Below are 21336 nucleotides of genomic sequence, written 5' to 3' on the forward strand. Positions count from 1 at the left end.
GGCTCAGCTCCGCCAGAGCGCGGAGGCGATCAACAGCAGGGTGACGGCGAAACCACAGGCGTAGTTGATCCAGAGGAAGCGCCGCCAGCCCCGGTTGGCGGCGCTTCCGCGTTCGTCGGGCAGGGACCAGAACGGCGCGGCGGTCAGCAGATACGGCACCGCGAGCAGCGCGCCGACCGGCCCGGGCCAGGGCGTACCGAGCATCGCCAGACCTGCGGCCGTCCACGCGGCCATCGCGAACCGTGTCGTCCAGGCGGCGCCGAGCACCGTCGCTATCGAGGCGATCCCGGCCTCCCGGTCGGGCACGATGTCCTGTACCGCGCCGAACGCGTGGCTGCCGACGCCCCACAGGAAGAACGCGACCAGCACCAGCCACAGCGCGGGTGTGAACACCGCTCCGGCGAGGACGAGACCGTAGAGCGCCGGGCTGACGAAGTGGAAGCTGGAGGTCGCCGAATCGAGGAAGGGGACCTCCTTGAAGCGCAGGCCCGCGACCGAGTACGCCACCAGCGCGAAGAGGCTCACCGCGAGCACGAGCCACGACAGGGGCGGCCCGACGGCGACGAGGAACACGAGGAAGGGGACGTTCGTCACCGCGGCGGCGACGAGCGTCGCCCGGTGCACGCGCCGGTCGAGCAGGACGCCCTCCGCGCCGCCCTTGCGCGGATTGCGCAGGTCGGACTCGTAGTCGAACACGTCGTTGATCCCGTAGAGCGCGAGGTTGTACGGCACCAGGAAGTACAGCGTGCCGACCACGAGCACGGTGTCGACGCGTCCGGTGGTGAGCAGGTAGGCGGCGGCGAACGGGAACGCGGTGTTGATCCAGCTGAGCGGGCGGGAGGCCAGCACCAGCTGGCGAAGCAGCGAAGGCGCGGTGGTCGTGGTCATGCCGGCCTCCGTCGCAGGAGGATCCAGAGGCCGGTGAGGATCAGGAGCCCGCCGACCGGGTAGGCGAGATCCTCGACGGGGACCAGGCCGATGCGGGCTCCGGAGACCGTGTGCGGGGCGTACGTCATCAGGCCTGCGGCGATCATCGCGTTGTCGAAGACGACCGTGAGCACCACCAGCACCAGCACGGAGACGATCGCCGGGAGCCACCATCGGCGCACGAGCCTTGCGCGATCGGGCTCGCGGGCGAGCGCGACCGCGAGCACGGCGACGGCCGACGCCAGGAAGACGAGGTCGATGAGGAGGTAGGTCATCGGCGCCGCTCCCGGCGGTCGAGCGCCGCGCGGACGCCGAAGAGCAGGATCAGCGTCAGATAGCAGAGGAACGCGAGGAACACCGGTTCCTCCAACGGGAGCTCGGGGGCGAGCTCGACGCCGGTCATGAACGGCGAGCTTCCGCGCGCGAAGACCCCGAGCGCGATCCCCGCGGCATCCCAGCAGAGGAAGAAGGCCAGCCCGACGACCAGCGTCAGCGCGGCACGGCGGGCATCCCGCCAGAAGACCAGGGAGAACCGTCGGTCGAGCAGAACGAGTGCGGCGGAAGCGATCGACAGGCAGGCGAGGTAGGCGACGCTCACGGCACCCGCTCCGGCCGTCCCGCTGGAGCCAGCGGCTCGGCCAGCCGCTCCGCGGAGTCGTCGCCGCGCAGCCGCTTGACGACCAGCTCCGCGCTGATCAGGCACATCGGCAGCCCGATGCCGGGAATGGTCGACGAGCCGGCGTACAGGAGGCCGTCGACCCGGCGCGAGGCGTTGCCCGGTCGGAAGAACGCGCTCTGCCGCAGCGTGTGCGCCAGCCCGAGCGCACCGCCGCGCCAGGCGTTGACCTGCTGGGCGAAGTCGTCGGGGCCGACGGTGCGCCGCACCACGACCCGGTCGGCGAGATCGGGGATGCCCGCCCAGGCGGCGATCTGCGCGACCGCCGCGTCGGCAGTGCGCTCGACGAGACGGTCGCCCGCTCCGTCGACGCCGCCTGCGCCGATCGACACGTCGGCGGCCACCGGCACGAGGACGAACAGGTTCTCGTGGCCGGCCGGCGCGACGCCGGGATCGGTCGCGCTCGGCCTGCAGACGTACAGCGATGCGGGGTCGGGGATGCCGGGGCGCGGGCCGAACACGCGCGAGAAACCGGCCTCCCAGTCGGCCGTGAAGAACAGGTTGTGATGCGACAGCTGCGGGAGGCCGCCGCGCACGCCGAGCATCGCCAGCACGGCTCCCGGTCCGGGATCGCGGCCGCGCCAGCGGCGTTCGGGGTGCGTGCGCAGCCCGGGAGCGAGCAGCTGCGTCTCCGTGTGGTGCAGGTCGGCGGCGGAGACGACGAGGTCGGCCTCGGCGAGCTGGAGAGCACCCGCCGCGTCGAGCCATTCGACACCGGAGACCCTGGCCCTGGTCCGGCGGCCGGCGGCCTCCGTGCGGATGGCCACGGCACGGGCACCGGTGACGAGCTGCGCTCCCCCGGCTTCGGCGAGCGCCGCGATCCGTGCGACGAGCTCGGCGAAGCCTCCCATCGGGTAGCGGACGCCGTCGTCCAGGTCGAGGTGGCTCATCAGGTGGTACATGCTCGGTGCGCGTCCGGGCGACGTGCCGAGGAAGACGGCGGGATAGCCGAGGAGCTGGCGGAGGCGCGGGTCGTCCACGAAGCCGGCGGCGTAGCGGTCGAGCGGTTCCACGAGCAGTCGCACGAGCCGGCCGAGTCGCCGGATCACGGCGGGGTCGAGCAGCGGGCGCGGCGACGCGTAGGTCGCGTAAAGGAATCGGTCGACCGCGAGCCGGTAGGTCTCGGATGCGCTCGCCAGGTAGCGGTCGAGGGCTGCGGCGCCTCCCGGCTCGACGCTCTCGAACAGAGCGCGGTTCGCCGCTCCGCTGGACCGGATGTCGAGTGGTGCCTCCGCCCCCTCGGCGAACAGCCGGTAGCCGGGATCGAGCGTCACCAGGTCGAGCTGCTCCTGCGCGCTCGTGCCCAGGAGCCGGAAGAAGTGGTCGAAGACCTCGGGCATCAGGTACCAGGACGGCCCGGTGTCGAAGCGGAATCCGTCGGCCTCCCACAGGCCGGCTCGGCCGCCGAGCACGTCCCGCTGCTCGAGCACCGTGACCCGGTGGCCGTCGTGCGCCAGCAGGGCGGCCGTCGCGAGCCCCGAGATCCCGCCGCCGATCACGACGGCGCGGCGCGGGCCGGAAGAGCGGTCGTGCCCGGTGCGCGCCGTCACCGCAGTGTCTCCGCGGTCGCCCGGACCAGGACGGCCAGCTTCGTGCGCGTCGGAACGCTGACCCGGCGCGCGATCAGGTCGGCGGCCGGCGTGGCGCGGATGCGGTCGCTCAACTCGGAGAACAGACCGTGCGCCGCCAGGATCGCGCGACGGCAGTTCGCCGGGAGCTCGGGGATGACATCGGCGGCGGCTCCCAGATCGCAGTCGATGTCGACCACGAGCGCGAGCTTCTGGCGCTCGGTCAGCTGGGCCGGGTCGATGCCGGGGAAGTAGCTCCGCCCGAGCTCGGCGTAGTCGACCGCGAGGTCGCGCAGGAAGTTGAGCTTCTGGAAGGCCGCGCCGAGGCGTCGGGCGCCGGCCTCCAGGCGCTGTCTGACGGGGTCGGCGACGGGCGCGTCGTGCAGGAACACCGCCAGGCACATCAGGCCGACGACCTCCGCCGAGCCGTAGATGTAGGTGCTGAGCTCGTCGGCGCTGAAGTCGACCGGATCGAGGTCGCGCCGCATCGACGCGAAGAACGGGCGGGTCAGCTCGGGTCCGATGCCCGCGGTGCGCGCCGTGCGGGCGAAGGCGTGCACGACGACGTTGGCGCTGTAGCCGACCCGCAGCGCGCGCTCGGTGTCGTCCTCCAGGGCGTCGAGCATCTCCGCGATCTCGGCCGGGGACAGTCCGGCCTCCGCGGCGGCTCCGTCGACGATCTCGTCGGCCACCCGCACCAGCGCATAGACGTCCTCCACCCCCGGGCGCACGGACGGCGCCAGCAGGCGCGTCGCCATCCCGAACGACGTCGAGTACTCGTGGATGATCGTGGCGGCGCTGCGGTGTGCCGCCTGCCCGTACAGCGCGAGATCGGTCGGCGGGGACGAGGCCGCGGCGGGCGACGGGACGACGCGCGTCATGACGTCCGCCCGACGCAGGTCAGCGCGAGCCCGGTGAGGGCCGCGGCGAGTTCGGCGGGGACCAGCGCCGAGTCGAGTGCCGCGATCGCGGCCGCGACGTGCGCGGCGAGCTGACGCTCCACGTGCGCCCGCGCGCCGCAGCGCTCCAGCGCCCCGCACGCCGCCGCCGCGTCGGCGGCGCTCAGGTCGGGGCGGCCCAGCAGCGGCCCGATCGCGGGCCACTCCGCGGTTCCGCGCGCGAAGGCGATCAGCGAGGTCTGCTTGCCCTGGCGGAGGTCGCTGCTCGTGCTCTTGCCGGTCACGGACTCCTCCCCGAACACGCCGAGGAGGTCGTCGCCCAGCTGGAAGGCCGTGCCGACGAGCCGTCCATAGCCCGCGAGGAGGTCGCGGAGCTCCTCGCCGGCGCCGGCGAGGGCCGCACCGGCCGCGAGCGGAGCCGCCACGGTGTACTCGGCGGTCTTCTGCTCCGTCATCGCGAGCACGTCCTCGATCCGGCCCCCGGACAGTCCGGTCGCCAGGCCGACGTCGGCCAGCTCGCCCGCGGCCGTCACGAACACCGCGCGGTCGAGCAGATCGAGGATCAGCGAGCGCGCGGGCTCCGCAGTCGACAGCCGCGCGACCCGCTGGATGGCGGCGTGGAGCAGGAGGTCGCCGGCGAGGATGGCGGCCGACTGGCCCCAGAGCAGCGCTCGCGCCGCGTCGGCCCCGCGGAACACCGCATCGGCACTGAACTCGCCCGCGACGTTCGGCCGGCCCCTGCGCACGGTGTCGCCGTCGATCACGTCATCGTGGAGCAGGAACGCGGTGTGCAGGAGCTCGAACGCCAGAGCGGTCTGCACGGCGTCGGACCGGCCGCCGGCGCCGTTCAATCCGTGGTAGGCGGTCAGCACGAGGCGGGGTCGCAGTCGCTTGCCGCCGCGGGCGGACTCGGTCACGCTCTGCCACAGCCGCAGGTAGGCGTCGCCGTACTCGGCGGCCTCGGCGCTGCGGGCGGCGAGGAACGCCGAGAACTCGTGCTCGACGAGGAGCAGGTCCGCCTCGATCGCGTCGGCGACGTTCTCCCTCGGGCTGCTGACGCCCGCGCTGTCCGGATGGAGCTGGGTCATGCGACGATCTTCCCTTACCTAGCCAGGTTAGTAAATAACCTAGCACGCTTCTTATGGGCGGCAATAGGATGTCCGCATGAGTTCGAAGGACGAGGCGCGCCGCATCTCCGGCGCGCTGATCGACCCGCGCGTCATCGACCCGCGACAGGAGCTCGTGCGCCACGACGACCTCGCCGACGACGAGCTCCAGCAGATCATCGGCGTGCTCGACGCGGTGCGCCGCTGGCGGGAGTCCGAGCAGCGGCTCAACCTCGAGTCGCGCACCGCCCTCCAGCTCAACGAGACCGACATGAAGGCGCTGCGGTACATCATCGCGTCGATGAACGCGAACGTCGCGGTGACCGCCGGCGCCCTCAGCGAGCACCTTCACGTGTCGACCGCCTCCGTCACGAAGCTGCTCGACCGGCTGGAGCGCGCCGGACACATCGTGCGGCGCCCGCACCCCACCGACCGCCGGGCCGTGACCGTGGAGATCACGCCAGAGACGCACCGTCAGGTGCGGCGCACCATGGGCATGCAGCACGCGCGACGCTTCGAGGTGGCCCGCGGGCTCAGCCCGGAAGAGCGGGAGATCGTCACCCGGTTCCTCGACGACCTGAGCGCGACCACGCTCATCAGCGCTCCCCCGGAGTGACGGCGGCGCCGGCGCGCCGTGCGGCCGCCGCGCGCTCGGCCTCCACCACGATCCGGTTGGCCATCCCCTCGAAGACGATCCCGTGGAACGGGAGGACGGCCAGCCAGTAGAGTCGGCCGGGAAGCCCGCGCGGAAAGAACACGGCCCGCTGCCAGTACCGGCTGCCCTCGCCCTCGGGCCGGACGCCCAACTCGAGCCAGGCGCGCCCTGGCACGCGCATCTCGGCGCGCAGCCGCACGGTGGAACCGCGCTCGAGGTGCTCCACCCGCCACCAGTCGAGGGCGTCCCCCGTCTGCAGCCGGTCGGCGTGACGACGCCCGCGACGCAGGCCGACCCCGCCCACCAGTTTGTCGGCCCAGCCGCGCAGCGCCCAGGCGAGCGGGAACGAATACCAGCCGCGCTCTCCCCCGATACCCTCGATCACCCGCCAGACGTCGTCGGCGCCGGCGTCGCTGGCCCGTTCGCGGACATCCGTGTAGACGGCGTGTCCCGACCACTCCGGATCGCTCGGCAGCGGGTCGCTGGGTGCGCCGGAGACGGACGCGTCCTTCCAGCTCGTCTCGATGGCGCCCTCCCGCATGCGGGCGAGGGCGAGGCGGACCGCCGCCCGGTACCCGGTGAGCCCGCCGTCCGGCGGCGGGATCAGCGCGTCGATGTCGCTCTCGTGCCGCACGCAGTCGTACTGGAGCGACTCGATGATCGGCACCGCGAGCGCGCGCGGGATCGGCGTGACGAGGTTGACCCACTGCGACGCCAGCCACGGGGTGAACACCGGCAGGGAGGCGATCGGCCGCTGCCGAAGACCCGCCTCCAGCGCGTAGCCGTTCATCATCTGGCCGTACCGCAGGATGTCGGGGCCGCCGATGTCGAACGTGCGGGAGACCTCGGGAGGCAGCTCGAGCGCCTCGATCAGGTAGTGCAGCACGTCTCGCACGGCGATCGGCTGGATGCGGTTGCGCACCCAGCGCGGCGCGGGCATGTACGGCAGCACATCGGTGAGCTGGCGGATCATCTCGAACGACGCCGATCCGGAGCCGATGACCACGCCCGCCTGCAGCACGGCCGTCGGAACCCCCGAGTCGAGGAGGATGCGCCCGACCGCGACCCGCGACCGGAGGTGGCGGGAGAGCGGGCCGTCCGGGTGCAGGGCACCGAGATAGACGATCCGGCGAACGCCGGCCGCCGCCGACGCGTCGGCCACCGCGTGCGCCGCCCGTGCCTCGTCCGCGTCGAAATCGCCGGTGGCCCGCATGGAGTGCACCAGGTAGTAGACGGCGTCGATGCCCCGGACAGCCTCTTCCACGGCGGCCGGGTCACCGAGATCGCCCTGGACGACCTCCACGTCGTCGCGCCACGGCACGTCGGTCAGCTTGAGCGGCGAGCGCACCAGCACACGCACCCGGTGCCCACGCTCCAGGAGGCGCGGCACGAGACGGCCGCCGATGTAGCCGGTGGCCCCGGTCACGAGAACGTGTAATGCCGTCACCGCCCGAACATACCCCTCCCACCGATGCCTCATCCACCGACCGTCAGGTACGGTTCTGGCATGGGCAAGCTTGTTTACGGAGGAACGACTGAGATCGGTTTCGAGGATCGGGTCCTCGCGCACCTGCAGATCGTGGTCGGGCTCAAGCTGCGCCGCAAGGAGGGCTTCTTCTTCTCGTGGCGCGACGAGCAGTCGGTCGGCGACGGCCGCAGCGCGATCTGGATCGACCCGGCGATTCCTCTCCTGTTCCGCTACAGCGGCGGGCGCCCTCCCAAGATCAACAAGACCTGGTTGGAGGCGCTCACCCTCTCGTCCAACAGCGCCCAGGGACTGCAGCTGACCGAGGAGATCGGCGCCCTCGGCGCTGACGAGGTCAATGCCGACGCTCCCCCCGGCCGCTGAGTCGCCCTGAAGGGACCGCGCCGACCGGAACTCCAGCCGCCAACTTGCTGAGAGACCCTCAGCGATAGCTTGTTCGGGCCCCGTCACGCGCCTAAGGTGGCCTGATCATGGCAGGAAGTGGAGGCGCGCCATGACACCGGAAGCAGAAGAACCGGTCGCCGCCCCCGCCGCACCGGCGGAGGCGCCCGTGGCCGAGCCGATCGCCGCGCCCGCGGACGCGGAGGCAGGCGCCGACGAGGCCGCTCCCGGCGACCGCCCCGGAGACATCCCCTTCGATCAGGCAGTCGCCGAACACGAGAACCCCGAGCTCGCCTGAGCCCGGGGTTCCCCGTACTTCTCGGTCGGAGCGCTCAGCTCCGCACCCGAATCACCGCAGGTATTCGAGCAGCTCCGGGCAGCGCAGCCGCTTGAGGCTGCGCGTCTCCAGCTGGCGCACGCGCTCGCGGGTGATCCCGTAGACCTCGCCGACCTCGTCCAGCGTCATCGGCTTCTGGCCGTCGAGACCGAAGCGCATCCGCACCACCTTGGCGTCGCGCGGAGGGAGGTCGCGCAGGCGATCCTCTAGGTCGCGGTGGCGGAACTCGACCTCGACCGACTCGGACGGTCCCGGTGCGTCGCCGTCCTCGATCAGGTCGCCGAGCTCGGCACCTTCGTTCTCGCCGACGGGAACCGCCAGCGACACCGTCTCCGAGTCGCTCATCCGCAGCTTGTGCACCTCGGCAGGGGTCAGGTTGGCGGCCTCCGCCATCTCCTCCAGCGTGGGCGTGCGACCGAGCTCGCCGCCCAGGTCTCGCCGGATCCGGTCGAGCTTGTCGATCTTCTCCACCGTGTGCACCGGGATCCGGATCAGGCGGGCCGTGTCAGCGATGCCGCGGAGGATCGACTGGCGGATCCACCAGGTGGCGTACGTGGAGAACTTGTTGCCCGTGCGGTAGTCGAACTTCTCGACGGCGCGGACGAGACCGAGGTTGCCCTCCTGGATCAGATCCATGACGGGCAGGCCGCGCCCGGCGTAGCGCTTGGCGATGCTGACGACGAGGCGGAGGTTCGCCTCGATGAAGCGCTCGAATGCACGCTTGCCGTCGTCGGCCAGGTACTGCAGCTCCCTCTTCTCGCGCGGAGTCAGGCCCGGGCGGGTGGCCAGCCGCTCGCCGGCGAGCACGCCGACCTCGATCCTCCTGGCCAGGGCGACCTCTTCGTCCGCGGTGAGCAGACGGGTCCTCCCGATCGAATTGAGGTAGTCGCGAACTGGATCATTGGTCACTTCGAGCGTCGTCATGGTGTCATCCCATCCCATCGTGCGCAGAGTCTTTCTGCCTCGATTCGTGCTTCAGGGTAGGCAGATTGCCTATGACCCCAACAAGGGGTTGACAGTCGTGGGAGCACTCGCTAGGCGTGTCGTTTGCGTCGATGCAAATGCCCCGATGTCAAGGGGATGGCGGCGGAGGGCACTCCTCGTACCGTGACGTGCGTGAGCGTGCATTCATCCGATTCCCAGCAAGACTCCGGCTTGACCACCATCCGGACCACGATCCCAGCCCGCCTCGACCGGTTGCCGTGGTCTCGTTTCCACTGGCTGGTGGTCGTCGGACTCGGCACCGTGTGGATCCTCGACGGACTCGAGGTGACGATCGTCGGCGCGATCGCCAGCCGCCTCACCGAGCCGGACTCGGGGCTCGGCCTGACCACGAGCCAAGTCGGCCTGGCGGCGGCGATCTACGTCGCCGGCGCCTGCACCGGGTCACTGGTCTTCGGCTATCTGACCGACCGGTTCGGCCGGAAGAAGCTGTTCATCGTCACGCTCGGCCTCTACCTCCTCGCCACGGTGTTGACGGCGTTCTCGGTCGCGCCGTGGATGTTCTTCCTGTTCCGGTTCTTCACCGGCGCGGGCATCGGCGGCGAGTACGCGGCCATCAACTCCGCGATCGACGAGCTCATCCCCGCCCGGCGTCGCGGCGTCGTCGATCTCGCCATCAACGGCTCGTACTGGCTGGGCACGGCGTTCGGTGCCGTGCTGACCGTCTTCCTGCTCGACACCGCGATCTTCCCGGCCGATGTCGGCTGGCGCATCGCGTTCGGGCTCGGAGCGGTCCTCGGCCTCGTGATCCTCCTGGTGCGCAGGAACGTGCCGGAGTCGCCGCGCTGGATGTTCATCCACGGCCGGAACGACGCGGCCGAGAAGGAGGTCGGCGCGATCGAGCACGACATCGAGTCGCAGCAGGGCTCTGCGCTCGAGCCGGTGCCCGACGACCGGGCGATCGAGATCCGTCAGCGCAGGTCGACCGGCTTCGGCGAGATCGTCCGCGTCGGAGTGACGGTCTACCCGAAGCGCTCGATCCTCGGACTCTCGCTCTTCATCGGACAGGCCTTCCTCTACAACGCCGTGTTCTTCACCTTCTCGCTCGTGCTGACGAAGCTCCTGCACGTGCCGACCGACGTCGCGCCGTGGGCGCTGGTGCCGATCGCGATCGGCAACTTCCTCGGCCCGTTCCTCCTCGGCCGGCTGTTCGACTCCGTCGGGCGCCGGTTCATGATCACCCTGTCCTACATCGGCTCCGGTGTGCTGCTGGTCGGAACGGGGATCCTCTTCGACGCGGGAGTCCTCGACGCGTTCTGGCTCACCGCCTGCTGGATGGTCGTCTTCTTCTTCGCGTCCGCCGGAGCCAGCGCCGCCTACCTCACCGTGAGCGAGATCTTCCCGATGGAGACCCGCGCGATGGCGATCGCGTTCTTCTACGCCGTCGGCACCGCGGCGGGCGGGATCGTGGGACCGATCCTGTTCGGCACCCTGATCGACGGAGGCATCCATGCCGTCGTGCTCGGCTACTACCTCGGCGCCGGTCTGATGATCGCCGCCGGCCTGGTCGAGCTGTTCCTCGGGGTGGACGCAGAGAACAAGTCGCTGGAGGACATCGCGGCGCCGTTGTCGGCGGGGACGCCGGCGCGATCAGCCCGCGAGTAGCTCCAGCAGGGCCGGCTCCGGCGCACGGCCGCCGCCGGTGTCGATCACCTCGCCGTTGCGGTAGCGGTCGAAGATGCGCGGGTCGATATAGCTGTTGCGCGCGATCGTCGGGGTGTTGCCCAGAGCCTCCGCCGCCTCGTTCACCGCGGCGGAGATCCGCTTCTTGCGCTGGGCGTCCGAACCTCCGACGCCCAGTTCGGCGAGCGCCTGGGCCGCGACGATCGTGCCGTGCAGGGTGCGGAAGTCCTTGGCCGTGAACTCGCCGCGCGTCTGCCGGCGGACGTACTCGTTGAGCGACGCGGGACGGATGGTGTGCCAAGTGCCGTCCTTCCACGACAGCAGCCGTGAGCGCTGCCCCCGCAGCGCCTGGATCTCGGCGAGCAGTTCGGCGAGGTCGGCGTCGGCGATGGTGCTCGTCCACTTCTGGGCCGACTTCGCCGGGAACGTGAGGGTGATCTCGTCGCCGTCGATCCGTGCGTGCCGGCAGAGCAGTGTGGTGAGCCCGCGGCTTCCGTTGGCGTGCAGGTACTCCTCGCTCCCGATGCGCACGCTGCCGAGATCGATGATCCGGAACGCTGCGGCGAGGACGCGGTCGCGACCGAACCCCTCCTCGCGCAGATCCATCGTCACTTTTCGGCGCGCCGCGGGCAGCGACTCGGCCAGCTGCGCCGCCCGCTCGAACTTGACGCGGTCCTGATGCAGGCGCCACGAGTCGTGGTAGCGGTACTGGCGACGCCCGGCGGCGTCCGTCCCGACGGCCTGGATGTGCCCGCGGGCGTCCGGCGAGATCCAGACGTCCTTCCATGCGGGCGGGATGACCAGCGACCGGATCCGCTCGAGCTCGCGCTCGTCCACGATCCGGTTGCCTGCCTCGTCTTCGTAGACGGGCCCGGCCGCCGAGTCACGCCGCGCGTACCCGGGGCCGGTCGGATCGCTGCGGCGCAGGCGCGTCACGCGGGCTTCTTGGCCTTCTTCGCCGGCGACTTCGCGGCGGAGGCCTTCGCGGCGGAGCCCTTCTTCGCGGCCGGTTTCTTCTCCGCGGCGTCGCCCCCTCCCCTGCTGCGCTCGACGCTGCGCTGCAGGGCCTCCATCAGGTCGATGACCTCGCCTCCGCCCTTCTTCTCCTCGGGCTCCTCGCCGAAGGTGGCCGCCGTGTCGATGCTCTCGCCTTGCTCCAGCTTGGCGTCGATGAGCTTGCGGAGCTCCTCCTGGTACTCGTCGGTGAACTTCTCCGGTTCGAAGTCGCCGGCGAAGCTCTCCATCAGCGCTGCGGACAGGGACAGCTCGCGCTCCGTGATCCGCGGCGTCGTCTCGAGCGAAGGGAAGTCGGCCTCGCGGATCTCGTCGTGCCACAGCATCGTCTGCAGCACGAGCACGTTGCCGCGCACGCGCAGCGCGCCGAGCCGGGTCTTCTGGCGGAGGGCGAAGTTGACGATGGCCGTGCGGTCCTCGTCCTCCAGCGTCTTGCGCAGCAGCGCGTACGCCTTCAGCGACTTGGAGTCGGGCTCCAGGTAGTAGCTGCGGTCGAACCACAGCGGGTCGAGCTGGTCGTTGGGGACGAACTCGACCACGTCGATCTCCCTGCTGCGCTCGGCGGGCAGCGACTCCAGGTCCTCCGGCGTCAGGATGACCGTGCGCTCGCCGTCGTCGTAGGCCTTGGCGATGTGCTCGTACGGGATGGTCTTGCCGTCGATCTCGCAGACGCGCTTGTACCGGATGCGCCCGCCGTCGGCGTCGTGCACCTGGTGCAGCGCAACGTCGTGATCCTCTGTCGCGCTGTAGACCTTCACGGGCACGTTGACCAACCCGAAAGTGATAGCGCCCGTCCAAATCGCCCTCATGCGTCCATCGTGTCCGTGGAAGCGCGCAAACTCAATGGTCGAAAGGAGGACGTGCCCGAGCAGGGCGCGGCGGCGTACGGTGTTCGCATGGCTGCCAAGGACACCGAGACGGTCTCGATCGACGGCCACCGGTTGCGGCTGACGAACCTCGACAAGGTGATGTACCCCGAGACCGGGACCACCAAGGCCGACGTCATCGGCTACTACAGCGCGATCGCCGATGTCATGATCCCGCACACCCGCGACCGGATCGCCACCCGTAAGCGCTGGGTGCACGGCGTCGGGACGCCCGAGCATCCCGGCGAGGTCTTCTTCCAGAAGAACCTCGACCCGTCGTCCATCCCCGGCTGGGTGAAGACGCGCACGATCACGCACAAGACCAGCGCCAACACCTACCCGCTCGCGAACGATCGGGCCACCCTCGTCTGGCTCGCGCAGCTCGCCGCACTGGAGCTCCACGTGCCGCAATGGCGAGTGGGCCGCGGAGGCGAGCGCAGGAACCCCGACCGCCTGGTGCTCGACCTCGACCCGGGCGAGGGCGCGACGCTGCTCGACTGCGCGGAGGTGGCCCGGTTGGCGCGCGCCATCCTCGCCGACATGGGGCTCGATCCGCTCCCGGTGACCAGCGGGTCGAAGGGCATCCACCTGTACGCCCCGCTCGACGGCTCGCAGACCAGCGACCAGGTCTCCGCCGTGGCGCACGAGCTCGCCCGAGCGCTGGAGGCCGACCATCCCGACCTCGTGGTGAGCGACATGAAGAAGACGCTGCGAGCGGGCAAGGTGCTGGTCGACTGGAGCCAGAACAACGGAGCCAAGACGACGATCGCGCCCTACTCGCTGCGCGGGCGGTTCCGGCCGACCGTGGCGGCGCCGCGCACCTGGCGGGAGCTGGCCTCGAAGGAGCTGCGCCAGCTGGAGTACCCGGAGGTGCTCGACCGCGTGCAGAAGCGCGGGGATCCGCTCGCCGGCCTCGCCGCTGGGCGCCCAGCAGCCGAGGAGACCGACCGCCTCACGACCTACCGCGCCAAGCGCGACGCCGACAGGACGCCGGAGCCGGTGCCGTCGGTGAGCCCCGACGCCGCCGACGGCCGCTCGTTCGTCATCCAGGAGCACCACGCCAGGCGGCTGCACTGGGACTTCCGCCTTCAGCACGACGGCGTGCTGGTGAGCTGGGCGCTGCCGAAGGGGCCGCCGACGGACCCGAAGCAGAACCACTTGGCGGTGCACGTGGAGGACCACCCCCTGGAGTACGGAACGTTCGCCGGCGACATCCCGCACGGCGAGTACGGGGCCGGCCACGTCGACATCTGGGACCACGGCGAATACGAGCTCGAGAAGTGGCGCGACGACGAAGTGATCGTCACCCTGCACGGCCAGGAGGACGGCGGACTGGGCGGCGTGCCCCGGAAGTTCGCGCTCATCGCCACCGCGCAGGGCGGGGACGAGAAGAACTGGCTGATCCACCTGATGAAGGACGCGGACCCGCGCGGAACGGCCGCACCAAAGGCCCCCGCCGCGAAGAAGACGACCGCCCATCCGATCGACAGTCCCCCGATCTCCCCCATGCTCGCCACCCTCGGCTCACGCAAGGACATCCACGACGAGGCCGAGTGGGCGTTCGAGATGAAGTGGGACGGCATCCGCGCGATCGCGGTCGTGCAGGGCGGCGCGCTCCGGCTGACGACCCGCAACGGCAACGACGTCACCCGCACCTACCCCGACCTCGCCGGGCTCGTCGAGCTGGCCGGCGACCACGACCTGGTCGTCGACGGCGAGATCGTGACCCTCACCCGGCAGGGCCGGCCCGATTTCGGTCTCCTGCAGACCCGGATGGGCTTGACCCGACCAGCGGAGGTGGAGGCGGCTGCGAAGCGCGCCCCCGCGCACTACTTCGTCTTCGACCTCCTCGAGCTCGACGGGAAGGATCTGCGGCGCGAGACCTACGACGACCGCCGCGCGGCGCTGGAGGCCGCGCTCACGCCGCCCAAGGACCACCCCGTGCAGGTGCCGCCGGCGTTCGCCGGGGATGTGGACCACGCCATCGCCTCCTCGAAGGAGCTCGGCCTCGAAGGCGTCATGGCCAAGCAGCGCGACGGCACGTACGCGACCGGCCGGCGCTCGCGCACCTGGATCAAGATCAAGCACCATCTGAGTCAGGAGGTCGTGATCGGCGGCTGGACGCCAGGCAACGGCCGGCGGGCGAACGGGATCGGCGCGCTGCTGCTGGGCATCCCCGACGGCGACACGCTGCGCTACGTGGGCAAAGTGGGCACGGGCTTCACCGACGCGATGCTCGACGACCTCGCGAGGAAGCTCTCGGCGCACGAGCGCAAGACCCCGCCGTTGGAGGGCGTGCCCTCCCTCGACGCGCGCGGCGCGCACTGGGTGCGTCCCGAATACGTCGGCGAGGTCGAGTTCGCGGAGTGGACGGGCACCGACCGCCTCCGCCAGCCGTCGTGGCGGGGCCTGCGGCCCGACAAGTCCGTCGACGAGGTCGTGCGGGAGTCGTGACCGCGCCGGGTCACGGCGTGCGCGGCGAGTAGACCGACAGCGCGGCGGGGAGGATCCGCAGTTCGAGACCCGCACCCGGCGTGTCCGTCGATGCCTCGCCGTCGTGGGCGTAGCCGGGGTCGACGTCGCGGGCACGCACCGAGATGCGGTCGCCGGTGAACGCGTCGAGAGCCGGCGGCCCCTGCAGGAACGGCAGTCGGGCGACGAGCGCGTCCGTGCGGCCGCCGAACGCCAGGGCGACCGCCCCGCGGGTCTTGGGCTTCGGGCCTGCCATCAGGATGCGCACGTCGAGCAGGCCGTCGTCCAGCCTCCGTCGCTCGATCGGCGCGACCGTGACCGGGTAGTAGCGATCGATGCCGACGAACACCGACCAGATCGACCGGGTCTTCCCGTCGATCTCCACCTCGATCGGGCTGCTGGAGCGCACGACGCGGATGGCGGCGATGAGCGCGGCGACCGGCTTGCCCCAGCGCGCCTCGTGCTTCTCGCGCTCCGCGACGAACGCGGGGTAGAGCCCGACGGACGCCGTGTTGAGCACCGTCCGGGTCACCGCATCGCCGCCGGCCGCAGGGAAGCGCAGCTCTGCGACATCGACCCGACGGCCCGAGCCGGCCGCGAAGGCGTCGAGCGCCGACTCGATCGATTCGAGTGCGGCCGCCTTGGCGAAGTGGTTGAACGTGCCGCCGGGCAGCACCAGCAGCGGGAGACCGGCGAGCCTGGCTTCGTGCGCCATCGCCGAGACGGTCCCGTCGCCGCCTGAGACCCCGAGCACGACGGGAGGCTCCGCCGAGTCGAGCTGCTCCTGCACGAGCGCGGCGATGTCGTCGCCCTCCTGCAGTTGGTGCACGCGGGCGTCGGGGAACCGCGTCGCGAGGAGAGGCCGCGGATCCGGCCTCCCGAGCCCGGCGCCCGAACCCGGGTTGACGACGATGAACGCGCCGGCACCGCGCGGCAGCACGGGCAGATCGATCGTCTCGGCAGTCGGCGCGGGAGTCGCAGTGCGCCGCAGCGAGCGCAGCACCGGCGTCGCGGCCTTCAGCAGGAGCGCAGCGCCCGCACCGATCGCCGCACCGCCTGCGACGTCAGAGAACCAGTGCGCGCCGGTGTGCAGGCGCGAGTAGGCAACGCCGGCCGCGAGCGGGGCGAGCGCGGCACCGGCCGCCGGCGACTCCAGCGCGACCCCCGCGGCGAACGCCGCTGCGCTGGCGGTGTGACCGGAAGGGAAGGACGGCGAGGTCGGCGACCGGTCGAGCCGACGCGACACCGGGATGGAGGTGAGCACCGGCCGGTCGCCTCCGACGAGGGTCTTGCCGACGACGTTGGCGATGAGGCTCGCGAGGCCGAGCGACGCGACCCCGCGCAGCGCCGCCCGCGGCTTGCCGAGCGCGACGAGCACCGCCGCAGCAGCGAACCACAGCTTGCCGTGGTCGGCGGCACCGCTGAGGAGCCGCCAGAATCCGTCCGCGCGCGGCCCGGTGCTGCGGCGGTTGATCCGGCGCGCGACCGCCTCGTCGGTACGGACCACCGAACGCGGCAGGGCGAACAGGGACCGGCGGCGACGGGACGCAGACATGCCATCACCGTACCCGCCGGTGGTGTGCGGCGGCCGCTGCCCTGGCCCGCGTGGATTCATCGATCGGGCTCGGTCGGGAGCGTCTCCCCTCGCTCGACACGAGCGCGGATCACGCCTTCCTCCCCCGCGATGAGGCTCTCGCTGCGGCGCAACCCGATCCTCTGCAGGTAATGATCGATATAGGACTCGATCTGGTCGGGCGGATCGTCGTCGAGCGCCGCTGCCTCATGCGCGATCGGTTCGCTGTGGCCGAGCGAGTAGAGGTACACGTCCCAGAAGCAACGGCCGTTTCCGCGCCCTGCCGGCTCTGCGACGATCCGATTCACGGTGCGTCGCTCGGCATCAGTGGTGTCGAGGAACGGCTTGGGCACGAGGACCTCGACTCAGAACGTGATCGTGTCGACGGGGTTACCCGAAGAACAATATCCCCAGGAGGTCAAGACGCTCGACACGGCATCGCTTTCGGATGCCTCGGCATGGGCTGCGGAAGCCCCGATGAGCGTGTGCGGCACCCACCGCCACCGGGCGGTAGGATCGTCGTCGTGAGCACGCACACGATCGCCGACACCCACCACACCGCCTCCGACGATGTCGTCGTGGACGACGAGCACGGCGGCCTCGTCCGCAGCCTGAGCGCGACCGTCCCGCCGATGCTGGGCAACGCGATCGCGACCCTCATCGTGCTGGTCACCGTCGTCATCGGCGTCATCAGCCTCGTGTACACCTGGACCGGGCACGCCGACGAGTTCCTCCCGTTCTTCCAGGTGACGGTCGCGGCCACGGTCGTGTCGCTCAACGCGCTGTACGCCCGCCGCACCTTCAGCTACGTCATCACCCTGATCGGCGCCATCCTCTGGCTCTGGGTCTCCGTCACGCCGTTCGTGCCGTTCTGGCAGGTCGTGTTGCAGGCGGTCACCGTCACCATCATGGTCTTCGGCGTCGTCTTCTCGCTCGCGGCGGTCTCGCTCAGCAAGAAGCCCCGCTTCTGAGCACAGAGCAGACCCCCGGCACACAGAAGCCAAACACAGCGGAGCCCGGCACAGCGGAGCCCGACGATACGCGGCTGTCGCATTCGCGGCACTTCGTCGACCTCAGCCCGCTGAAGGAGTCGCCGGCGTTCGCGCGGCTCTGGGCCGGCGGCGCCATCTCGGGGATCGGCGGCCAGATGACGGTCGTGGCGGTCGGCCTCCACATCTACGACCTCACCCACTCGACGCTCGCCGTCTCGTTGGTGGCGCTCTTCGCGCTCGTCCCGATGATCGTGTTCGGCCTCTACGGGGGCGTGCTCGCGGACGCGTTCGACCGGCGGACGGTCGCGCTCGTCACCGCGATCGTGGCGTGGGCCTCCACCGCCGGCATCGCCCTCGTCGCCTGGATGCACGTCCAGGTCGTCTGGCCGCTGTACGCGCTGACGACCGTCAACGCTGTCGCGACGGTCATGATCGGCGCGACCCGGCAGGCGATCACGCCCCGGCTGCTCCCTGTGCGGTTGCTACCCGCGGCGAGCGCGCTCGGCGGCATCAGCATGGGCGTCATGGTCACGGTCGGCCCCGCGCTGGCCGGTCTGCTGGTCGCGAGTGTCGGTATCCCCTGGACCTACACGGTGGACGTCATCCTGTTCACTGCGGCGTTCCTCGGGATCTTCACGCTGCCCTCCATCGTGCCGGAGGGTGAGCGGCAGAGCGCCGGTCTCTCGTCGGTCCTGCAGGGACTGCGGTTCCTGAAGACCGCGCCGAACCTCTCGATGACCTTCGTGCTCGACCTGATCGCGATGACGTTCGGCCAGCCGCGCGCACTGTTCCCCGCCGTCGGCGCGCTGCTGATCGGGGGCGGCCCCGTCACGGTCGGCATCCTGACCGCCGCCGGCGCCGTCGGCACGCTCGTCTCGAGCGTGTTCTCCGGCCGCCTCGGCCACGTGCGCTGGCAGGGCCGCGCCGTCGAGCGGGCGATCGTGGTCTACGGCGCGTCCATCCTCGGCTTCGGCATCGTGCTCGCCGTCGTCGCGTTCAGCGGCACGGCGGGAGGCGGTGCCTCGTTCGCCGAGGCGAATCTCCCCGCGCTGATCGCGGCCACCGTCCTGCTCGCCGCCTCGGGCGCCGCGGACAACGTCAGCTCGATCTTCCGGATGACGATCCTGCAGGCCTCGGCGCCCGACGTCATGCGCGGGCGGCTCCAGGGCGTGTTCACGGTCGTCGTGACCGGAGGGCCGCGCCTCGGCGACCTCTACATCGGCGTGCTGGCGTTGACCGGCGCGCTGTGGTTCCCTCCGCTTCTCGGCGGCCTCCTGATCGTCGTCCTCGTCGCAACGGTCGTGCGCGTGCAGCGCGGCTTCCGCCGCTACGACGCGCTGGCGCCCACTCCCTGAGCTCTCTGCAGCTCGGGTTCAGCGGGTGCGGATGCGGCGCGCCAGGCGCGGGTAGTCGATGACGAGGCCGTCCTCGTCGACGCCGAGGTCGGCCGTGAAGCCGCTGCCGACGCTGCGATAGCGCACGACCGCGCGTCCGGCCTCCGGGTCGTACGGGTGGGCTGCGCTATACGCCTGGCGGCTCGCGACGACCTCCAGCGACGGGAGGTCCACCCACGCCATCGTCAGTTCCGTCTCTTCCAGGCCGTCCAGCGCGTTCAGTCGCAGGATCGGCATGGTGTTGGTGACCGGGCACAGCGCCAGATCGCAGTCCACGGCGCCGTCCAGGTCGGACGGCGACACGATTCCGGGCTCCGCCAGCGGCGCATCGTGATAGCGGGTCGCGCCGTGCGTGTACGACTCGCTGGTCCAGCGCCCGTGCGCGTCGCGGGCGAGCACCAGCCAGCGCGTGAAGCCGCGGCCAGCCACCGCGACCGAGAGACGGTCGGTCGCCCAGCCGGAGGAGGTCTCGAGCTCCCAGCTCACGACGTAGTCGGTGGTGCGCGAGGTGCCGAGGGCATCGAGCCGGTCGGGCGCGAAGGTGACGACCGCCGCCTCCAACCGCTCGGGGTCCTCGTCGCCGACCCACTCCACGTGCCGCACCGCACCGCGCATCGTTCCCGCCTCCGTCCGCAGGGGCCCGTGACTCCGCCCGAGCAAGACGATACGCTCACGCCATGCAGACAGCGACAGCCATCTGGATCGTCCTCGCCGCCCTCAGCACCGCTATCGTCGGCGGCGTCTACCTCGGCTTCGGCGCGATGGTGATGCCGGCGTTCGACGGCGACGCCCGCTCGACCGGCGTGATGAACCGGATCAACGTGCTGGCGCCGCGGTCGCCGTTCATTCTGGCGTTCCTCGTCTCGGCGCTCGCCTGCGGGGTGAGCATCGTCTTGGTGCTCGTGGACCTGATGGCGGGGGCGACGGCGGCGTGGGCAGCGCTGGTCGCGGTGGCCGGCGCCGTGCTCGGACTCGCCGGATTCGTGATCACGGCCGCGGTCAACGTCCCGCTGAACAACCGCCTGGCGGAGGCCGCGCCGGGCGACGACGCGGCGTTCGCGGCGTTCGAGAAGCCCTGGCGGAAGGCGAACAGTGCGCGCGGCGCGGTCTCGCTCGCCGGCGCCGCAGCCTTGATGACGTCGCTGCTGGGCTGAGCGCGGCCGGTGCCCTTCTCAGGCCGCGATCGTCCGCGCGGGCAGCGGCGTCGGCGCCGGCGGTCCGTCGTAGCGCGACGACGGCCGGAGGATCTTGCCGTCGGCAGCCTGCTCCAGGATGTGCGCCGTCCAGCCGACGACGCGGGCGACGGCGAAGGTCGGCGTGAACAGTGAGCGCGGGATCCCGCACAGTTCCATGACGACACCGGCGTAGAACTCGACGTTGGTGTGCAGTTCCCGACCCGGTTTCAGCTCAGCGAGGAGCCGCTGCACCCGGTCCTCCACCTGCACGGCGAACGCCACCCGGTCTCCGCCGAACCCCTGCGCCACCTCCCGCAGCAGCCGCGAGCGCGGGTCCTCTGTGCGGTAGACGGCGTGCCCGAACCCCATGACGCGGCCGCCGCCGCGGACGGTGGCGGTGATCCACTCGTCGATGCGGTCGGGGGTGCCGATGGCGTCGAGGGTCTCGAGCGCGCGGCTCGGCGCTCCCCCGTGCAACGGGCCGGACAGCGCTCCGAGCGCGCCGTCGACGGCAGCCGCGACATCCGCTCCGGTGGAGGCGATGACCCGCGCGGTGAAGGTGGATGCGTTGAAGCCGTGGTCGATGGCGGCGGTCAGGTACGCGCTCAGCGCGTGCTCGTGGGCCGCATCCGGGACACGACCGGTGACCAGACGCAGGTAGTCGGACACCTGGCCGAGGTCGTCCCGCGGCTCGGCCGGGACCTCTCCCTTTGCGTAGGCGTGCAGCGACGCGAGCAGGACCGGTGTGACGGCCGCGACCCGGATCGCGTCGCTCGTGCGCGCGTCCGGGTCTTCGTCGTAAACCGGCCGCAGCCCATCGTGCGCGGCGACCGCGGCGAGCGCCATCCTCAGGCCGGCGAGGGCATCGCCGCCCGCGGTGAGCCGCGCGATCGACGGCAGCAGTTCGGCGACCGGGCCGGGGATGCGCCGGGCGGCCGCGATGCGCTGCCGGAACGCAGCCAGCTCCTCGGGCGTCGGGAGGTCGCCGAAGAGCAGCAGGTACCAGGCGTCCTCGAACGTGCGATCGCGTGCGAGGTCGATCGCCGAGTACTGGCGGTAGTGATAGAACCCCTCCTGCCCGCGCACGTCGCCCAGCGCGGTGTGCGCGGCGACCACATTGGTCAGCCCGCGGGGGACGTCGATGAGGGTGTCGTTCATGCGGTCCATGGCAGTAGTGTGAACGTGGATTG

The 21336-nt window shown here is 71.2% G+C and carries 22 protein-coding genes; 8 read left to right on the forward strand and 14 right to left on the reverse strand.

The window, feature by feature from the left end:
* Positions 1-3: 3 nt before the first annotated feature.
* From JNB50_RS08240 to JNB50_RS08265, 6 genes are read right to left on the reverse strand one after another with little or no spacing between them, the layout of a single operon-like run.
* Positions 4-888 carry a prenyltransferase gene (locus tag JNB50_RS08240; protein ID WP_208039604.1) on the reverse strand — a complete coding sequence of 295 codons (885 nt, stop codon included), beginning with the start codon at positions 886-888 and terminating at the stop codon, positions 4-6.
* Entirely contained in the window at positions 885-1202 is a 318-nt protein-coding gene (locus tag JNB50_RS08245; protein ID WP_208039605.1) for a lycopene cyclase domain-containing protein, read from the reverse strand. Before JNB50_RS08245 ends, JNB50_RS08240 begins: the two co-directional genes overlap by 4 nt.
* Complete coding sequence (locus JNB50_RS08250) at positions 1199-1525, reverse strand: lycopene cyclase domain-containing protein (protein ID WP_208039606.1); 327 nt, start codon at positions 1523-1525, stop codon at positions 1199-1201. The genes JNB50_RS08245 and JNB50_RS08250 overlap by 4 nt, the downstream gene beginning before the upstream one ends.
* Positions 1522-3153 carry a phytoene desaturase family protein gene (gene crtI / locus JNB50_RS08255; RefSeq protein ID WP_208039607.1) on the reverse strand — a complete coding sequence of 544 codons (1632 nt, stop codon included), beginning with the start codon at positions 3151-3153 and terminating at the stop codon, positions 1522-1524. The genes JNB50_RS08250 and crtI overlap by 4 nt, the downstream gene beginning before the upstream one ends.
* Positions 3150-4052: a squalene/phytoene synthase family protein gene (locus JNB50_RS08260; RefSeq protein WP_208039608.1), complete on the reverse strand. Its 903-nt coding sequence runs from the start codon at positions 4050-4052 to the stop codon at positions 3150-3152. Before JNB50_RS08260 ends, crtI begins: the two co-directional genes overlap by 4 nt.
* A complete protein-coding gene (locus JNB50_RS08265; protein WP_208039609.1) occupies positions 4049-5158 on the reverse strand; it encodes a polyprenyl synthetase family protein in 1110 nt (369 codons plus the stop codon). The genes JNB50_RS08260 and JNB50_RS08265 overlap by 4 nt, the downstream gene beginning before the upstream one ends.
* A gap of 76 nt (positions 5159-5234) precedes the next feature.
* Between JNB50_RS08265 and JNB50_RS08270 the strand changes: the two genes are divergently transcribed.
* Positions 5235-5792, forward strand: a complete 558-nt coding sequence (locus JNB50_RS08270) for a MarR family winged helix-turn-helix transcriptional regulator (protein WP_208039610.1) — start codon at positions 5235-5237, stop codon at positions 5790-5792.
* Here the strand turns inward: JNB50_RS08270 and JNB50_RS08275 are convergent.
* Positions 5773-7311 carry an SDR family oxidoreductase gene (locus tag JNB50_RS08275; RefSeq protein WP_208039611.1) on the reverse strand — a complete coding sequence of 513 codons (1539 nt, stop codon included), beginning with the start codon at positions 7309-7311 and terminating at the stop codon, positions 5773-5775. The two genes, JNB50_RS08270 and JNB50_RS08275, sit on opposite strands and share 20 nt — an antisense overlap.
* A gap of 27 nt (positions 7312-7338) precedes the next feature.
* Here JNB50_RS08275 and JNB50_RS08280 point away from each other — a divergent pair, with 27 nt between their 5' ends.
* Together JNB50_RS08280 and JNB50_RS08285 are read left to right on the forward strand one after the other, a co-directional pair.
* Positions 7339-7680 carry an ATP-dependent DNA ligase gene (locus tag JNB50_RS08280; RefSeq protein WP_208039612.1) on the forward strand — a complete coding sequence of 114 codons (342 nt, stop codon included), beginning with the start codon at positions 7339-7341 and terminating at the stop codon, positions 7678-7680.
* 130 nt (positions 7681-7810) lie between these two features.
* On the forward strand, positions 7811-7996 hold the full coding sequence (locus tag JNB50_RS08285) for a hypothetical protein (protein WP_208039613.1): 186 nt from the start codon (positions 7811-7813) through the stop codon (positions 7994-7996).
* A 51-nt stretch (positions 7997-8047) separates the two neighbouring features.
* On the opposite strand, the gene JNB50_RS08290 is transcribed toward JNB50_RS08285, so the two are convergent.
* On the reverse strand, positions 8048-8959 hold the full coding sequence (locus JNB50_RS08290) for a sigma-70 family RNA polymerase sigma factor (RefSeq protein WP_208039614.1): 912 nt from the start codon (positions 8957-8959) through the stop codon (positions 8048-8050).
* A gap of 156 nt (positions 8960-9115) precedes the next feature.
* Here JNB50_RS08290 and JNB50_RS08295 point away from each other — a divergent pair, with 156 nt between their 5' ends.
* Entirely contained in the window at positions 9116-10642 is a 1527-nt protein-coding gene (locus JNB50_RS08295) for an MFS transporter (RefSeq protein ID WP_208039615.1), read from the forward strand.
* Here the strand turns inward: JNB50_RS08295 and JNB50_RS08300 are convergent.
* Positions 10628-11596, reverse strand: coding sequence for a DNA topoisomerase IB (locus JNB50_RS08300; RefSeq protein WP_208039616.1), 969 nt, complete (start codon positions 11594-11596; stop codon positions 10628-10630). The genes JNB50_RS08295 and JNB50_RS08300 overlap by 15 nt on opposite strands.
* The gene (locus JNB50_RS08305) at positions 11593-12483 is read right to left on the reverse strand and encodes a Ku protein (RefSeq protein WP_208039617.1); all 891 of its coding nucleotides are present in this window, start codon (positions 12481-12483) and stop codon (positions 11593-11595) included. The genes JNB50_RS08300 and JNB50_RS08305 overlap by 4 nt, the downstream gene beginning before the upstream one ends.
* Before the next feature lie 87 nt (positions 12484-12570).
* On the opposite strand from JNB50_RS08305, the gene JNB50_RS08310 reads away from it, so the two are divergent.
* Positions 12571-14994, forward strand: coding sequence for an ATP-dependent DNA ligase (locus JNB50_RS08310; protein ID WP_208039618.1), 2424 nt, complete (start codon positions 12571-12573; stop codon positions 14992-14994).
* Between the two features lie 10 nt (positions 14995-15004).
* Here JNB50_RS08310 and JNB50_RS08315 read toward each other — a convergent pair whose 3' ends face one another.
* Positions 15005-16567, reverse strand: coding sequence for a bifunctional phosphatase PAP2/diacylglycerol kinase family protein (locus JNB50_RS08315; protein ID WP_208039619.1), 1563 nt, complete (start codon positions 16565-16567; stop codon positions 15005-15007).
* Positions 16568-16623: 56 nt separating this feature from the next.
* Positions 16624-16938, reverse strand: coding sequence for a hypothetical protein (locus tag JNB50_RS08320; RefSeq protein ID WP_208039620.1), 315 nt, complete (start codon positions 16936-16938; stop codon positions 16624-16626).
* Positions 16939-17109: 171 nt separating this feature from the next.
* On the opposite strand from JNB50_RS08320, the gene JNB50_RS08325 reads away from it, so the two are divergent.
* Positions 17110-17556 carry a hypothetical protein gene (locus JNB50_RS08325; RefSeq protein WP_243768143.1) on the forward strand — a complete coding sequence of 149 codons (447 nt, stop codon included), beginning with the start codon at positions 17110-17112 and terminating at the stop codon, positions 17554-17556.
* A gap of 74 nt (positions 17557-17630) precedes the next feature.
* A complete protein-coding gene (locus tag JNB50_RS08330; protein ID WP_208039697.1) occupies positions 17631-18932 on the forward strand; it encodes an MFS transporter in 1302 nt (433 codons plus the stop codon).
* A gap of 18 nt (positions 18933-18950) precedes the next feature.
* Here JNB50_RS08330 and JNB50_RS08335 read toward each other — a convergent pair whose 3' ends face one another.
* Positions 18951-19586, reverse strand: coding sequence for a putative glycolipid-binding domain-containing protein (locus JNB50_RS08335; protein WP_243768144.1), 636 nt, complete (start codon positions 19584-19586; stop codon positions 18951-18953).
* Between the two features lie 62 nt (positions 19587-19648).
* On the opposite strand from JNB50_RS08335, the gene JNB50_RS08340 reads away from it, so the two are divergent.
* The gene (locus tag JNB50_RS08340; protein ID WP_208039621.1) at positions 19649-20125 is read left to right on the forward strand and encodes an anthrone oxygenase family protein; all 477 of its coding nucleotides are present in this window, start codon (positions 19649-19651) and stop codon (positions 20123-20125) included.
* 18 nt (positions 20126-20143) lie between these two features.
* Here the strand turns inward: JNB50_RS08340 and JNB50_RS08345 are convergent, their stop codons facing one another.
* Positions 20144-21313 (reverse strand): citrate synthase, encoded by a 1170-nt coding sequence (locus tag JNB50_RS08345; RefSeq protein ID WP_208039622.1) that lies wholly within the window; start codon positions 21311-21313, stop codon positions 20144-20146.
* Between the last annotated feature and the right edge of the window lie 23 nt (positions 21314-21336).

This window comes from Leifsonia sp. TF02-11 (genome assembly GCF_017565305.1).
Classification (GTDB): domain Bacteria; phylum Actinomycetota; class Actinomycetes; order Actinomycetales; family Microbacteriaceae; genus Leifsonia.